General features: G+C 47.4%; 14 protein-coding genes, 1 rRNA gene and 1 pseudogene. 4 read left to right on the forward strand and 12 right to left on the reverse strand.

What is annotated here, in order from left to right; translation table 11 throughout:
* The 6 genes from ACXIT9_RS02100 to rpmH form a co-directional block, all read right to left on the reverse strand.
* Positions 1-100 (reverse strand): 16S ribosomal RNA (locus ACXIT9_RS02100); the annotation flags it as partial.
* Between the two features lie 488 nt (positions 101-588).
* A complete protein-coding gene (locus tag ACXIT9_RS02105; RefSeq protein ID WP_458054597.1) occupies positions 589-1098 on the reverse strand; it encodes a DUF2480 family protein in 510 nt (169 codons plus the stop codon).
* Entirely contained in the window at positions 1095-1778 is a 684-nt protein-coding gene (tsaB, locus tag ACXIT9_RS02110; protein ID WP_458054598.1) for a tRNA (adenosine(37)-N6)-threonylcarbamoyltransferase complex dimerization subunit type 1 TsaB, read from the reverse strand. The genes ACXIT9_RS02105 and tsaB overlap by 4 nt, the downstream gene beginning before the upstream one ends.
* Positions 1779-3425 carry a S41 family peptidase gene (locus tag ACXIT9_RS02115; RefSeq protein WP_458054599.1) on the reverse strand — a complete coding sequence of 549 codons (1647 nt, stop codon included), beginning with the start codon at positions 3423-3425 and terminating at the stop codon, positions 1779-1781.
* Positions 3422-3805, reverse strand: a complete 384-nt coding sequence (rnpA, locus tag ACXIT9_RS02120; protein WP_458054600.1) for a ribonuclease P protein component — start codon at positions 3803-3805, stop codon at positions 3422-3424. The genes ACXIT9_RS02115 and rnpA overlap by 4 nt, the downstream gene beginning before the upstream one ends.
* Before the next feature lie 28 nt (positions 3806-3833).
* Positions 3834-3992, reverse strand: coding sequence for a 50S ribosomal protein L34 (gene rpmH / locus ACXIT9_RS02125; protein ID WP_194975274.1), 159 nt, complete (start codon positions 3990-3992; stop codon positions 3834-3836).
* Positions 3993-4139: 147 nt separating this feature from the next.
* Here rpmH and ACXIT9_RS02130 point away from each other — a divergent pair, with 147 nt between their 5' ends.
* Positions 4140-5825, forward strand: coding sequence for a M61 family metallopeptidase (locus tag ACXIT9_RS02130; RefSeq protein ID WP_458054601.1), 1686 nt, complete (start codon positions 4140-4142; stop codon positions 5823-5825).
* A 59-nt stretch (positions 5826-5884) separates the two neighbouring features.
* Here ACXIT9_RS02130 and ACXIT9_RS02135 read toward each other — a convergent pair whose 3' ends face one another.
* From ACXIT9_RS02135 to ACXIT9_RS02145, 3 genes are all read right to left on the reverse strand, one after another.
* A complete protein-coding gene (locus ACXIT9_RS02135; protein ID WP_458054602.1) occupies positions 5885-6598 on the reverse strand; it encodes a peptidase, M16 family protein in 714 nt (237 codons plus the stop codon).
* Between the two features lie 96 nt (positions 6599-6694).
* Positions 6695-8740, reverse strand: a complete 2046-nt coding sequence (locus ACXIT9_RS02140; protein ID WP_458054603.1) for an insulinase family protein — start codon at positions 8738-8740, stop codon at positions 6695-6697.
* A gap of 27 nt (positions 8741-8767) precedes the next feature.
* Positions 8768-10099, reverse strand: a complete 1332-nt coding sequence (locus tag ACXIT9_RS02145; RefSeq protein ID WP_458054604.1) for a M16 family metallopeptidase — start codon at positions 10097-10099, stop codon at positions 8768-8770.
* Positions 10100-10474: 375 nt separating this feature from the next.
* On the opposite strand from ACXIT9_RS02145, the gene ACXIT9_RS02150 reads away from it, so the two are divergent.
* Positions 10475-10984: a redoxin family protein gene (locus ACXIT9_RS02150; RefSeq protein ID WP_458054605.1), complete on the forward strand. Its 510-nt coding sequence runs from the start codon at positions 10475-10477 to the stop codon at positions 10982-10984.
* 15 nt (positions 10985-10999) lie between these two features.
* A complete protein-coding gene (gene hemB / locus ACXIT9_RS02155) occupies positions 11000-11968 on the forward strand; it encodes a porphobilinogen synthase (protein ID WP_458054606.1) in 969 nt (322 codons plus the stop codon).
* A gap of 84 nt (positions 11969-12052) precedes the next feature.
* Here the strand turns inward: hemB and ACXIT9_RS02160 are convergent, their stop codons facing one another.
* Both ACXIT9_RS02160 and dnaK read right to left on the reverse strand, forming a co-directional pair.
* Positions 12053-12427 (reverse strand): co-chaperone GroES, encoded by a 375-nt coding sequence (locus ACXIT9_RS02160; protein WP_458054607.1) that lies wholly within the window; start codon positions 12425-12427, stop codon positions 12053-12055.
* A 77-nt stretch (positions 12428-12504) separates the two neighbouring features.
* Positions 12505-14418, reverse strand: a complete 1914-nt coding sequence (dnaK, locus tag ACXIT9_RS02165) for a molecular chaperone DnaK (protein WP_458054608.1) — start codon at positions 14416-14418, stop codon at positions 12505-12507.
* A 225-nt stretch (positions 14419-14643) separates the two neighbouring features.
* On the opposite strand from dnaK, the gene ACXIT9_RS02170 reads away from it, so the two are divergent.
* Entirely contained in the window at positions 14644-15444 is an 801-nt protein-coding gene (locus ACXIT9_RS02170) for an MOSC domain-containing protein (protein ID WP_458054609.1), read from the forward strand.
* Here the strand turns inward: ACXIT9_RS02170 and ACXIT9_RS02175 are convergent.
* Positions 15439-15901, reverse strand: a pseudogene (locus ACXIT9_RS02175) (hypothetical protein); the annotation flags it as partial. The gene ACXIT9_RS02170 and the pseudogene ACXIT9_RS02175 overlap by 6 nt on opposite strands.

Raw genomic sequence — 15901 nt, forward strand, 5'->3', positions numbered from 1 at the left:
GCCACTCTCACCAAAAGCAAGCTTCTGGATCCCGTTCGACTTGCATGTATTAGGCCTGCCGCTAGCGTTCATCCTGAGCCAGGATCAAACTCTCCATTGTAAAGTGTTTGTCGTAGTGTCGCCACTACTCTATTTTCCTGTACGCTCGACTAAAATTGACGGAAAATTTTCATTTTCCTGTACTATTAGGATGTCATTTTTTCTTACAAAACCTTCAAAGAACTTTTATCACCTTATGTGATTTAGTGTAATTTTTTCAATTACTCATTGATTTCGGAGTGCAAAGTTAGAAACACTTTTTAAACTCGCAAAACATTTTCAATTATTTTTTTCACCTTGTTCGATCACCTTCTTTTGGGCGATTGAGTTTGCAAAGATGCTTGTTAATTTTTAGAAGACCAAATAAAATTTTATATTTTTTAATGTGTCTCTTTTTTTATCAACTCTTTCCCCCGTTTGGGAATGCAAACATAGTAGGTCGTCCTTTTAAAACCAATAGCCTTACTCAAAAAAAATCAACCTATCTCTGTAAAAGCCTGAAAATGAATACAATTAATTTTGGTGCTGGAGCACCCAAACGGACACCCCCTACTTACGCTTACGCTTATACAAAGGAACTGTGCTGCAGGGCTCCCCCCACATGATGGATTTCACATGCCCCTGTAAGCGGGAAAGGACCTTTCCATACACATATAATGGAAGTGTTACACTGCTGCAGCCTTTCACTACCAGCGGCCTGTCCTCCACTTCTTCCACAGGAAACTTCGCAAAAGCTGCATCAAATAATGCCTGCTCTAAGGTATTCGCATCGCCCACTACAAAAAACACTCCCTCATCTTGCAAATAAGTACCTACCAACATGTAAGCCCAGTGTGGGATGATCGCATCTGCAGAACAATGGATGTACACAAACTTTCCCGCATAGCTCGACCAGTCCTGCCCTTTCAGAGCTTCACGGAAATCTGCCTCCTTTAAAGCCAAACCCTGCCATAAAAAAGGCGCAAGGTCAAAACCTACACGCTCGCCACGCTGGTAAAACGTTTCTAAATCTAATGTATAAAGAGGGCTTTGGGCCACACGATTTACAATTTCACTCATAGCTGAAAAGGATTTTTCTTCGAGGCTGTAACCAAAAAAGCCTTTAAGTAGTTCGGCTCTGCGTACGCTAGATCCGCAAAAGCCTTTTGGCCGAAGGCCTCCCAAGCCCCTGCACCCAACAGGCGGGCGGACTGCCCTATCCGCACAGGAAGGGCCTGCGCATGCGGAAATGCTGCCATGAACTTCGCCACAGCATCACCCACCAAGAAAATAGGGCCCTTATCCAAATAAGGGGCTAACAGATTTTCATCTAAAATTTGAGGACTGCTCTCTTGAAGCACTTTCGCCAGGTCGCCAAGCTGCTCGATCCGCACATAGGCTTCCATCCGGCGTGCATCCATCATCGCGATTAGCGTGCCTGCCGAAATACCGGAAAAGGCACTCCTATATCCCGCTAGAGCATCTAAAGTAATCAGCGGCAAATCCAACGCGTAACAAAGTCCCTTCGCTGTAGATAGACCGATGCGCAGGCCCGTATAGGAGCCTGGGCCATTCGCCACAGCCACTGCCTGCAGGTCACGTTTACGGATACCCGCCTCCCGGCAAACATGGTCTATAAAGGAAACCAACACCTTCCCATGCACCTGTGGCAGATGACTTTCCACACTGGTGAGCAGGCGCCCCTCTTCATGCAGCGCCACAGAACACACGGGGGTAGACGTATCTATTGCTAAAATCATTTACTTGCCCGCTAGTAATGTTTTCATTTTCGGCGCATCGCCGAGGAGGGCTATCGCCTTTTTAATCTCTTCGTCTTCATCCAGGGAGGCCTGCACCACCCCCTCCTGAAAGTAGTAACGCGAGATAATCTCTTCCCGAAGCGCACGCTTCACCTCTGCCTTGTGCGTCACTAGGTCTTGCTCTTTGCTATGGGTAATCTTTTCCTTTAGTGCCGCTAAAGTGGCCTCGATCTCTTCGAAATACTGCTCGCGCTTCGCATATTTTTCCAGATCCTCTAGTGATTTTTCGACATAGGTGGTGTAGTCATACTCCTTATCCGCTAACCAGTCCACGAACTCTGCGTAGAGCGCATCCGAAACCTGAAATTCCCGAGGCCCGGAGATTTTTGGGTTTTTATGGGAATAGGCTGTCGCAAAGTTGAACACATGACTGCGGGCAACTAGACTGAAGGTGATCGGGGCAAAAGTCGGCGCATCTACTTCCACGTCTGGCTCGATGCCAGCCCCGTCGAGGACTGTTCTCCCATTTTTGGTTTTAAACGCTTGGCGCAAAGAATCAGGAACGCTAGCGTTTTCCTCCCCTCGGCGGCTGTAGTCGATGGCTTGCACACAGCGACCACTGGGAATATAATAGCGCGCGGTGGTTACCTTTACTTGGGCATTATACGAAAGTGGAATGGTCGTCTGCACCAAGCCCTTCCCGAAGGTCTTGCGTCCGATCAGAATGGCCCGATCATAATCCTGGAGAGCGCCCGCCACGATCTCTGCTGCCGAAGCACTACGCTCATTAATCAATACGGCAAGCGGAATTTCCTTATCTAAAGGAGACTTGCTCGTTTTATACACCGTATTGACCATGTCCATCTTGCCCCGCGTGCTGACCACCTCACGGCCTTTGGGCACAAATAAATTCACGATCTCTACCGCCTCCTTCATGATACCACCTGGATTATCACGTAAATCCAGTACTAAGCTGCTTATCCCTTGCTCCTTTAGAGCCACCAGCGCGCGGCGAACATCCTGACCCGCATTGGTGGTGAAGTCAGTCAACTTAATGTAGCCGACTTCCTCGTTTAATTTGCCGTAATACGGCACATTATTCAAAACGATCTTTCTACGCGTCAGCTCAAAGCGAAGGGTATCATCGCCACGCTTCACCTCTACCCGCACAGGGGTATTAGCAGGACCTTTCAAAAGGCGGCTGATGTCCGCAGTTTCCTTATCAACTACCTGCGTGGAATCTACGCGCAAAAGCTCATCGCCAATCATCAGCCCCGCTTCCTGCGCCGGCCAGCCTGAATAAGGCATGATAATGATATTCGTGCCTGTACGGTTTCCGATAAGTGCTCCGACTCCGCCATATTCTCCAGTAGTCATCATGCGGAAGTCGTCAGAGTTTTCCTCTGGGATCAGCTCCGTATAGGGGTCAAGCTCACTGAGCATGGCTTCCATCCCCGCAGTTATCAGCTCTTCTGGGTCGATTTCGTCCACGTAATAGGAGTCTAGCTCCCGAATTAAGGAAGCGAAAATATCCAAGTGCTTCGCAATAGCAAAGAGCCGATCGTTTTTATTGACAAAAGAAAAAAGTAAGCCCGCCGCTAAGATTCCACTTAGCACATAGAGACTGATACGCGTATTTTTTTTCATGCTTCGGATGCTTGTTGTGCTGCCGCACGTTCTTGTATTTGCTCGAGACAGCGCCGCATGCGCTTTTCGATAAGGCTATAGGGCTGTACCTTACGTTCCGTATAGATAAACGCGATGCGCCAGGGGATGTTGCCCGTAAGTACTTCTCCCACTTGCAGGCGATACGCCTCCCTACAGCGACGTTTTAACAAATTCCGTTCCACTGCACTACGGATTTTCTTCTTCGGGATGGAGAAAAGTACAGCATGTCCCTCCTGATCCCGGACCGGTAGGCAAATGACCTTAAAGGGGTATAAAAAAAAAGAGGAACCTTTATCAAAAAGTTCCTTTATTGATTTTTTAGCATGCAGTCGTGCCGTCTTAGGAAATGTATAGGTCATTCTCCTGTCTGGTTCAGCGTACGCAAGCTTACTTCTTAAGCGTTTTCTCAGAAGAAACCGTTAACTTATGTCTTCCTTTCGCTCTTCTTGACTTCAATACTCTTCTTCCATTTGCAGAAGACATTCTTAATCTGAAGCCGTGCTTGTTTCTTCTCTTTCTACGAGAAGGCTGAAATGTTCTTTTCATGACGCTATGCTTTTATTATGTATCGCTCTTTATTGAATCCCTAAACGCGGTATGCCCTAAGGGATTGCAAAGATAAATCTCTTTTTTTTAATTACAAATGAGATGTTTACTTTTGTTTACCTGAAATTCACGTAAACGCTATTTTCGATGCAAGATACCACTTTCAATCCGTTTCCAAACCCGATTATACTGGAAATAAGTTGCTCGAACCGCGCTGCTCAGTACCTAGAGATACGCTACAGCGTAGGTGCTCTTCCTGCCGGCAGCCATACTTTCCACCAAGCACTCTGGAGGCCAGGCCGTTACAGCGCGGCACATTACGGACAGTACCTGCGGGGGATGCGCGCTTTTACCCTTGGCCCGGAGGGCCAAAAGAAAGAGATCTGTATCGCTAAAACCTCTAAAAACAGCTGGGAACTGCACCTAGAGGTAGAAACTGAGCTTACCCTAACCTATGCCTACCATGCCGCAGTGTTGGATGCGGGCAGCTGCTGGGTGGATGAAAACCTGTTCTACCTAAATTTCGCGCCTCTGCTTCTGTGGCATGCAGACTTAGAGGAGCTGCCTTATGTGCTTCAGCTCCCTGTACGCGCCGAGGAAAAGGTCGCCACCGCCCTAAAAGAAGTAGACGCAGAAAAAGGGCGATGGGAGGCCAAAGACTATCAGCAGCTGATCGACAGCCCGGTGCTGATCAGTAAAAAGCTGCAGAGCTACTCCTACATCGAAGGGGAAACTACCTTTTACCTGCATCTCTACGGGCCCGAGCAGACGCCCAGCAGCGACCTGCTTAGCACCTTCCAGGCCTTTACCGCCCGCCAGGTACACGATTTCGGTAGCTTCCCTGTACGCAACTACCACTTTATAATTCTCTTACTGCCTTTTCCGAAGTATCACGGCGTAGAGCATCAAGCTTCCACCGTCATCACGCTTGGACCCCAGGAGCAGCTAAAAAGTCCTGCAGGCCAAGAGCTGCTGGCAGGCATCAGCAGCCATGAACTGTACCATGCTTGGAACGTGTGCAGCATCCGTCCGGCAGCCCTACGCCCCTACCGGCTGCATCAGGAAGTTCACCTTCGGGAGGGCTTATTTTTAGAAGGCGTCACCACCTATATGGGCGATCTCTACCTAAAAAAATCTGGCTTCCTCAGTGCAGATGCCTACCTGGACACCTTGGCGCGGCGCTTTGAGAAGCAGGGACTATCGGCCGGCTGGCGTTATCAGAGCATCGCTCAGGCTTCCGAAGACCTTTGGCTGGACGGCTACACGGAGGGAAGCCCCGACCGAAAAATAAACATCTATCTTTATGGAAGCCTTTTGGCCCTCGGCCTCGACCTACTCCTTTTGGAAGCTGGTGAAAGCCTGCCTTTATTTATGCGTCAGCTCTGGGAAACGTATGGGCATCCGGAAAAAGGCTATGTCTATGCAGACCTGCTGGCCGCGCTGCGCGCAAAATCCCCTGAACTTGACACCTATGTCGCCAGCTACATCGAAAAAGCTGGACAAAACGTCATCCCTTTTCTTCTGCAGCAGCTCGACCGTAGCATGGGCATCTATTTTCAGCCCGTGCCCGCAGTAGATCCGCTGCTACGCTTGGGGATTCACGCTACAGCAGAGGGGCACGTGCGCTACCTGCACCCTGACAGTGAAGCCTATGCCCGCCTACGAATTGGCGATCAGGTGCAGCTCCTATCGGAGCAAGGTCCACATGAAATCCAAGTCCAACGCTGGGGTAATTCCTTTTTGATCCCCTTAGCTCCCGCGGACTTTTTTCCCAGGTACACACACTTTAGAAGTGAAGGGGCATTCCCTTTAAGAGCAGCCTGGTGGGAATAAACCGATAAGCCATAAAAAAAGGCCCCGAGGGGCCTTTTTTTATGGCTTATCTAAAGTGACTAATTAAAATCAGCATCCTCAAAAGTAACATTGAGCTTCAGCTCAATCACCTTCATTTCCATCGTCATCGGTAGCATCGGGTTTTTAATGCTTAAGTTATGCGGATAAATCAAGCCATTCCCGATCGACTTATAATCGCTAAATGCCGTTTCCCCTACAACTTCCCCAGAGGTCTTCAACTTAAGTCCTGACTCTACACTGTAATATTCTTTAAAAGATCCTGCAGAAGTGGCTACTTCTAGCACCTCCACGTCTTTACCCTCTAATTTTTCCTTACCCACGTAAGACACCTCGAAACCAAAGTCCTCGTAAAAAAGCTCGGGAAAAAGGTAAGTCTGCGTCACGATGTTGCCCGCAGTCTCCGCATCCAGCTCCTGTACCTGGCCCATGGCTTCGATACGGGCCTTACCATCTTTAACGATGGTCTTTTGAACCACATTACCGGCCATCTCTGTCCCCTGATAAAGGCGCTCATTTTTAACATCAGCTTTCGCCGTAATATTCAGCGTCATTCCCTGAACTTCCGTTTCCATACGCACAAAACTAGAAGTGACACTTTTCACGGCTTCTTCACCACCTACAGCAGCGATATAGGTATCGATTACACGCTTCGCATCCTGATCGGCTAGCGCCAAGGTGCCACTAGCAAACAGCACCATGGCTACCAAAAATAGGCGAAGCCGCTGGTTAAAGTTGATTCTATTTTTCATCATTCTTTTAATTTAAGTAAAGATAAAAAGAATTCCTGAAAAAGGTGCCAGAGACAAGCCTCTACAGGAATTCTTTACAGAATGTTAAAATGCCCGCGTTTAATTTTTATCCGCGTCAGCGATTTCTACATTAAATGCGATCGACTGAATTTTCATTTCTAATGGTACAGGAATCATCGGGTTATTTGCGATAATGGTCATCGGATATTTCACCCCATCTACCTCCTTATAATCCCGGTAGACCATGTCCCCATTTTCTGCGCTTTCCATTTTCACCTTTAAGCCAGAGGCCACACTGTAATAAGTCGTTTGCTTGCTACCTGTAGGCGTCATGACGTCTACTTTATACGCCTCTTCGCCCTCCACTTCTTTAATGCCCTCTACACGCATGGTGTATCCGAGCAACTCATAGTGCAGCTCAGGAATAATAAAGCTCATCGGTTTCATGGCCTCTACCTGCTCATCAGAAAGCGCCTGCTCTTGTCCCATTTGAACCATTTTGCCACTAGCGCCCTCTAAGATCAATGTAGCCATAGTGTTGCCCATCATTTTGGTGCGCTGCACAAAGAAGCTATTGTCCTCATCGTGGATAGACTCTATATTCAATTTTGTACCTTGAATTTCAGCCTCTTGCGTCACCTTAGCGGAACGAATCGACGCGGCCTTATCTGCACCTCCGATAGCCGAGAGGTAGTTAGCGATAATGGCTTCAGCAGTCATATCACCAGCTGCCACCATCTCTTTTTCCGGCTCTCCCATGTTTGTAAACATAGCTACATTGCCGAAGGCCCCCATACGGTCACCGAACTCGGCCGTATTTCCGACCACCGTCACATACATATTATCCGGCTTCATGTATTTTTTCGCCGCAGCATTTAAATCTTCCACTGTTAGGGCTTCTAAGCGCTGCAAGTAGGCGCTATAAAAATCCGCCGGCAAGTTGTACCGCTTCATATTGATCGCAAAATTTGCGATCGTGGATGGACTCTCTAAAGAACGCCCGAAAGAACCTGCCAGATTCGCTTTTGCAGCCTCCAGCTCCTCGGCAGTAACGCCTTTATCGCGTAAATTACGGATTTCATAAATCATTTCATTTACGGCAGAGTCCGCTGCCACTTGTTTTACACTGGCGCTGGCAGAAAAACGTGCGATCAGGCGATCTGAACCTAACGAAGAGTAAGCCCCATAGGTATACCCCTTGTCCTCACGCAGGTTCATAAACAGACGGGAAGAGGATCCACCACCTAATATATAGTTTAACACGCGTGTGCTGAGGTAATCTGGATGGTCGATATTCATTTCCACTGGATAGGTAATATTGACCACTGCCTGTACTGAGCTTGGGCGATCTACTAGTGCGACCATCGTCTCTGCTGGCGCCTGCGGCTTGTCATAAGAATAAGTAGGGACATCCCCTTTTTCCCATTTGCCAAAATACTTTTCCACGATGGCTTTCGCCTCAGCGGCAGTGATATCCCCCACTACGGCCATGTAAGCGATATTCGGGCGGAAATAGGTAGTGTAGTAATTTTTGATATCGGCCACCTCGATATTTTTTAAGGTCGCCTCTGTTTGAATCTCTCCGTAAGGATGTGCGTCGCCATACACCAGACGAGAGGTCAAGCGTCCCGAAATCGCGTTCGGGTCATCTTTGGCGGCAGCCAAACCCGTGATGGCCTGCTTTTTCAACTTCTCCAGTTCCTCCTCAGGGAAGATCGGATTATACAATACATCTGTCAAAAGCTCCAGAGCTTTATCTTGGTGCTTCTTTAGCGAAGAAGCGAAAATAGAAGTGGATCCAGCAGAAATAGAGGCGCCGATAAAATCGATTTCCTCATCCAGCTGATCTTTCGTACGGTTTTTCGTACCTCCCATCATCATCTCTCCTACCATGCCGACCATGCCGCTCTTCTCTTTTTCTAGAAGTGGATCACGATCCAGCACAAGAGAAAAAGTAACCCGGGGCAGTTTATTATTTTCTACCACGAACACTTGCAAACCATTCGGGAGCGTGAAGCTTTCTGCATTTCCCAGCTGAATTTCGCGTGCCGGAGCAGGATCCGGATAGGTGGAGCGATCTACCTGAGCAGTCGCCAGGCCGGAAACCAGTAAGCCGGCAGCGAATAACATAAGTTTATTTTTCATAGCTTAATTTCTCTTAGGATTTAAAAATTAGTCGGCAGCGTTTTGGTTTGCCTTCGGCAAATAATACAAGACCACACGACCTTCCAGGTTAAAATATTCGTTCGCCACACGTTGAATATCTTCACGGGTCACCTTACGGAAATAATCTAATTCCTTATTCACATAGTCGGCACTTCCTCGGAACACATGGGCATCCGAAAGCGCCTGTGCGATACCCGCCATAGAACTGTTTCGGCTGACGAGATTATTTTCAGTAATGTTTTGCAGCTTCTGAAAATCATTCTCTGAAATTCCATTTTGCTGCACTTGCACGAGGAGCTTATCGATTTCTTTTTCTAAGTCTTCCGGTGCTACACCCATATTCGTGATGCCATACATTAAAAATACACCACCGTCTTCTAGATCTAAAGGAATAGCCGCTACAGCTAAGGCCTTTTGTTGCTTATCCACTAACTCCTTTGTCATGAGAGAGGAGTTGCCTCCTGTTAAATAAGTCGACAGCATGTCGAGAGCATAGGAGTCAGGATGTGTTTTAGCAGGCAAGTTATAGGCCTGAATCACGGCTGGAATCTGGATATTATCGTAGATGATATCGCGCGTCTCGGTAGTCTTCTTAGGTTCCTGCACCGCAGGACGATAAAAATCGCTAGGCCCTTTCGGGATGTCAGCGAAATAGAGGCGCACCCACTCTTCTGTCTGTGCATAATCGATATCGCCTGCTATGGTAAGTACCGCATTGTTCGGCACATAGTAGGCTTTATGGAAATCCATGAATTCTTGTAGCTGGGCTAGGTCTAAGTGCTCCATAGAACCGATAACCGGCCACTGATAAGGGTGCTCTAAAAAGGCACGCTTCATCGTCTCAGGAAGTATCGTGCCGTAAGGTCGGTTATCGTAGCTCTGTCGCTTCTCTTCCTTGATCACCTCGCGCTGCGTATCTACACCGATCTGATCGATTTTAGGATGCAGCATGCGCTCCGACTCCATATACAGCGCCGTCTTTAAATGATGACTTGGGACAATTTCGTAATAATAAGTGATATCATTCGAAGTAAACGCATTCAGGGTCCCCCCTATGGCCTGAATTTTATTCATATACTCCCCTCTCGGAATGTTTTCCGTTCCCTCGAAAAGTAAATGCTCAAAAAAGTGCGCAAAACCCGTTCGGTCTGGCTGCTCATTTTTGGACCCCACATGATACAGCACCGAAGTAGCTACGATTGGTGTAGCATTATCCTGATGCATGATGACATGTAATCCATTATCCAGTGTAAATTCTTTAAACTGGATAGCATTTTGCGCCGATACTGCTACCGAGAGAAGCAGGCAAAGCGCTGCGGTCATGGATAGTTTTTTCATATGCTATTTAAGTAATTTGTTTGATTGGTACATAAACCTTACCAAGCCCATAGCTTGTTTTCCCTTTCAGGAACCTAATATAGGAAAAAGAATGGTTTGGAGAATAGTACACCCTTAAATCTCATCCGAATTACCTAAAATCGGGTAGTCTTCTCTACTAAATTACTGCTTTCGTCCTATCCTTTTTTTTAAGGAACCGTACATAAAAAAGTAAACCGAAACACGCAAGCCCATTATCGGACAGTAAATCGTCCATTTTCGAACACTGCCCGTTCACACGACTTACGCGTATTTTCCCACTCATTCCTGTACTCAAGATAATTTTTACCGTATATTTAAAGATTCGAAAATTCTTATCTTAAGCTTATCGCTGTTATGAAAAAAATGCTTTCCCTATCCCTCGTCTTCTTGTTGGCGAGCTACTTGGTCTTTGCCGGCCTGCCGGCCAAAGAAGACTTCCGTGAAACCCTGAATACGCATTTAGAAAAAGAAGGCCTAGCGCCCATCGCCGAGGGGGAAATCGTGGTTATCAACCTTTGGGCTACCTGGTGCGGTCCCTGCATAAAGGAAATTCCTGAGCTTAATGAGCTCGTAGAGAAATACGAAGGCAAAGCAGTGCGTTTCATCGCGCTGACGAAAGAAGATCGCTCCATTTTCGACCGCTACATCGAACGTAAGCCGGAATTTACCTTCCTGTATGAGCATAGTTTTAATAATTTACAAGCCTTAGAGCTTATCGCTGCTCAGGATAAAAAGTACCAGGGACGTGCGATTCCTCTTCATGCGATTTTAGATGCTGAGGGGCAACTGGTAGAAGTCTTCGTGGGCGCCTCCCCTGAAAACACAGCTAAAATCGCTAACTTTCTCGCTAAAAACGCAAAATAATAGATAATCGCTTCGATGTTAAGAAGACCTAGAAGAAATAGAAAGTCTGCCGTTATCCGGGAGATGGTGGAAGAAACACGCCTTTCCACTAAGGATTTTATTTTCCCACTTTTTTTGATTGAGGGAATCAACCAGCAGGTAGCGGTGAACTCCATGCCGGGTATATACCGCTATTCCCTTGACCTGATGCTAAAAGAAGTGGACACCTGTATGGAACTAGGCATCCGCTCCTTTGACATTTTTCCTGCCTATCCGGATAATAAAAAAGACCGTTTTGCGACAGAAAGTTACCACCCGGAAACCTTTTATCTGAAGGCTATCCACGCCCTGAAACAGCGTTTCCCGGAGGCTGTCATCATGACAGATGTTGCCATGGATCCTTACAGCAGTGATGGGCATGACGGCTTGGTGGAGGACGGCAAAATTCTGAATGATGAGACCTTAGAAATATTAGGGAAGATGGCCCTAGCACAGGCGCAAGCTGGAGCAGACATTCTCGGACCATCAGACATGATGGATGGACGCGTGGGTTACATCCGTGATGTGCTAGATGCTTCCGGTTACACCGAGGTATCGATTATGTCCTACACCGCAAAATACGCCTCTGCATTTTATGGTCCTTTCCGAGATGCACTCGATTCAGCACCTAAGTCTGGAGATAAAAAAACCTATCAAATGGACCCTGCAAATGCACGGGAAGCCCTTATCGAAGCCGAGTTAGACAGCAGCGAAGGGGCTGATTTCCTCATGGTAAAACCCGCACTTGCTTATTTAGACATCATTCACCTGCTGCGTGAACACAGCGCACTTCCTATAGCTGCCTACAACGTAAGCGGGGAGTATGCCATGATAAAAGCTGCCGCAGAACGTGGTTGGCTAGATGGTGAGCGTGCCATGCTGGAGTCCCTTCTGAGTATAAAGCGGGCTGGCGCCCAAATTATCCTGAGTTATTTTGCTAAGGAATTTGCCCTACTCGCACGTTAGAAAGAGAAAAAGGGGGATGCCGCCGCCGGCCTCCCCCTTTTTCTCACATTAAAATCGACCTATTTTTCGCTACAGGTTCTAGCCCTATAGCTCCTCCTCACGCTCCAGCATAAGAATAGCATGCTGGGGTACGATAAAATATTTTTCTCCTTCATAGACGACTTCGTGTGCTCCATTTAAAAGAAAGAGCGCCAAATCACCTTCCTGTGCCTGAAGTGGAATGTAACGAATACGCTCATCACGCTCTTTCCAGGGCTCATCTTCCTCAGCCGGAAGAGGAATCGGATAGCCCGGGCCGGTTTTGATCACGTAGCCTTGCTGCACTTTCTCCTTTTCCTTAACCCCTGGGGGCAAATAAAGTCCCGTAGCGGTTTTCTCATCGGGACGGCGCAACTTGATCAACACGCGGTCCCCTACGACGATCAGGCGTCTTAACTTATTATCTGATGTTAACTGCATATCAAGCGTCTAGTATTAAGGCGGAAAAAGCGGCTCCCCGAGGAAAGCCGCTTTTCATTTTTTAGGCGAAGGATCTTTTACTTTTTATCGTCGTTCACCTCTTCATAATCGACATCCGAAACACCGTCTCCAGCGTCGCCACCGCCTTGTGCACCAGCAGCGCCAGGATTTGGATTTTCAGCACCTGAGGCAGCATACATTTCTTGCGAAGCCGCCGCCCAAGCTTGATTTAAAGCCTCAGTGGCCGCATCGATGCCCGCTAAATCAGCGGCAGCATGCACTTCTTTCAACTTCGTAAGCGCTCCTTCGATCGCTGTCTTATTTCCATCAGAAAGCTTCTCCCCGAATTCTTTCAGCTGCTTTTCCGTCTGGAAAATAAGGCTATCGGCTTGGTTGAGCTTATCTACACGCTCTCTTTCTTGCTTGTCTGAAGCGGCATTCGCTTCCGCTTCACGACGCATCCTTTCGATTTCCTCTTGTGAAAGACCAGAGGAAGCTTCAATTTTAATTTTTTGCTCCTTACCAGTGCCTTTGTCCTTCGCGGAAACGTTTAGGATACCGTTCGCATCGATATCAAAAGTCACCTCGATCTGTGGTACCCCTCGAGGTGCAGGTGGAATATCTGAAAGCTGGAAACGGCCGATAGTTTTGTTATCCTTGGCCATAGACCGCTCACCCTGCAGCACATGAATATCTACAGCAGGCTGATTGTCGGCAGCCGTAGAAAACACCTCTGACTTTTTCGTTGGGATAGTGGTGTTGGCTTCGATCAATTTCGTAAACACTCCCCCCATGGTTTCGATACCCAGCGATAGCGGGGTAACGTCAAGAAGTAAAACATCCTTCACCTCTCCTGTTAAAACTCCCCCTTGAATAGCAGCTCCGATGGCCACTACCTCGTCTGGATTCACTCCTTTCGAAGGCTTTTTGCCAAAGAACTTTTCTACCTCCTCGACAATTTTTGGAATTCGCGTAGAACCCCCTACCAAGATAACCTCATCGATGTCAGCGGCAGATAGTCCAGCATCATTTAATGCTTTCTTACAAGGCTCCATAGAACGCTGCACGAGGGTATCGGATAACTGTTCGAACTTAGCCCGTGTCAGGTTGCGCACCAGATGCTTAGGTCCAGTTTGTGTGGCCGTGATATAGGGCAAGTTAATTTCAGTTGAAGAAGAGCTGGAAAGCTCAATTTTAGCTTTTTCTGCAGCCTCTTTCAGGCGCTGTAGCGCCATCGGATCCTGCTTTAGGTCGATATTTTCGTCCGCTTGAAATTCTGCAGCCAACCAGTCGATGATGACTTGATCGAAATCATCGCCCCCGAGATGCACATCTCCATTCGTAGATAGCACTTCGAATACTCCGTCTCCAAGCTCGAGGATAGAGATGTCAAAGGTCCCTCCTCCCAAGTCGTAAACAGCGACTTTAATTTCTTGATCTTTTTTATCTAGGCCGTAGGCCAAAGCAGCCGCTGTAGGCTCGTTTATGATTCGCTTCACCTCTAAGCCAGCAATTTGTCCTGCTTCTTTCGTCGCTTGACGTTCCGCATCATTAAAGTAAGCAGGAACAGTAATCACCGCTTCAGTAACTTCCTGCCCTAGGAAATCTTCCGCTGTAGACTTCATTTTTTGTAAAATCATCGCCGAAAGCTCTTGCGGCGTATAACCACGGTCTCCGATGCGCACACTAACGGTGTCATTAGCGCCCTGCTCCACCTTATAAGAAGCTTGCTTTTTTTCTGCAGATACCTCGGAGAATTTTTTCCCCATAAAGCGCTTCACAGAAGAGATAGTGTTCGCAGGGTTAGTTATCGCCTGCCGCTTCGCAGGGTCACCTACTTTCCGCTCTCCATTACCATTGTCCAGAAAAGCCACGATGGAGGGTGTGGTTCTTCTTCCTTCGCTATTTTGGATCACTACAGGCTCATTGCCTTCCATTACGGCTACACAGGAGTTTGTAGTCCCCAAGTCTATACCAATAATTTTTCCCATGATGATGTATTTCTACTATTTATATTTGTTACAATGTCGACGTATTCCCTGTAGACAAGGCGTATGCCAGCCTAAAAATAGCAAGCTGAATGTGTCAGAATGGCAGCTAATTGGGGACATATTCTGCCGAAATGCAACATTGGATTCGAGCACAAGGGGATATTGTCAGCACTTATGGCCAAAAAATCAGAATTTCGTCTTATTTTCGTTTCCTAAACGCAAGTTATGAAGGCCAAACTCACTGCTATCTATCTCTATCCCATAAAATCACTCGGAGGCATCTCGGTACCCAAAGCCACGCTGACAATGAAAGGCTTGGCGTATGACCGACGCTGGATGCTGGTAGATAATGAGGGAGTTTTTATCACCCAGCGAACCCATCCTCAGCTAGCACTTCTTCAGACTGCACTGCATCCCGATTTTTTGCAGGTGTACCGAAAAGACGATGCGGAGCAGGCGATTCAAATTCCTTTTCAACCCAAAGGCAAAAATCCACTGCGTGTATCTATTTGGGAAGATGTAGTTCCTGCCTTGGAAGTAAGTAAAACCATTTCCCGCTGGTTTTCTGAGCAGGTAGGTGAAACGGTGAAATTAGTCTACATGGAGGAAAGAGCGCCACGACCCCTTAAAGAAAAATATGCCGTAGCTGGAGAGCATGTCAGTTTTGCTGACGGAATGCCCTACATGATTATCGGGGATGCCTCATTAAGGGACTTAAATGCCCGTTTGGAACAAGCTGTAGGGATGGATCGCTTTCGCCCTAACTTTACCTTCACAGCTGAAGAAGCTTTTATCGAGGATAGTTGGAAAGAACTATATATCGGCGAAGCTCATTTTAAAGTCACAAAACCCTGTGCCCGCTGTGTTTTGATTACCGTCGATCAAGATACCGCCAAAAAAGGAAAGGAGCCGTTACGAACCCTAGCCAGCTATCGAACGCAAGGTAACCAAGTTAATTTTGGGCAAAATATGCTGCTGCTAAAGGGCACCAGCGTACAAGTAGGCGATGCAGTAAGGGGTTTATAATCCTTCGGAACCAGCGGCCTCCGCTAGTACCAGCCGCTTCAAGTAAAGTACCTCATCCGTTTCCCGCATCAAGACATGCAATGTATCGCCTTTTACCTCTGGTAAAAGTGCGCGTGTCAGGTTGAGGTATTCAGCGCCTGCAATAGGTATCTCCTGAATGGTCTTCGCATCCAGATCGATGCGCATAATTATCCAGCGATACGTAGACAATCCATAAGAAGAGCGTTCACGCGTGTCAAACGAATGAAAACTCGCATACAAAATATCCCGAGGATCCTCAGGATCTAGGGCAAGCCCATTTATTTGATCCGTCAGTGGGCCAGAAAAGGGATCAGACCGGTAAAAACCGATTTCCGTGTCAAAGGAGGGTGGAGAAAGAGGATAAAAGGCCTGTAATTCACCCGCCAAGTTGTACTCCTTTAGAATCGGAAGACCCGCTACATTCAATGTAAACAAA

The sequence above is a fragment of the Nitritalea sp. genome (assembly GCF_054166705.1).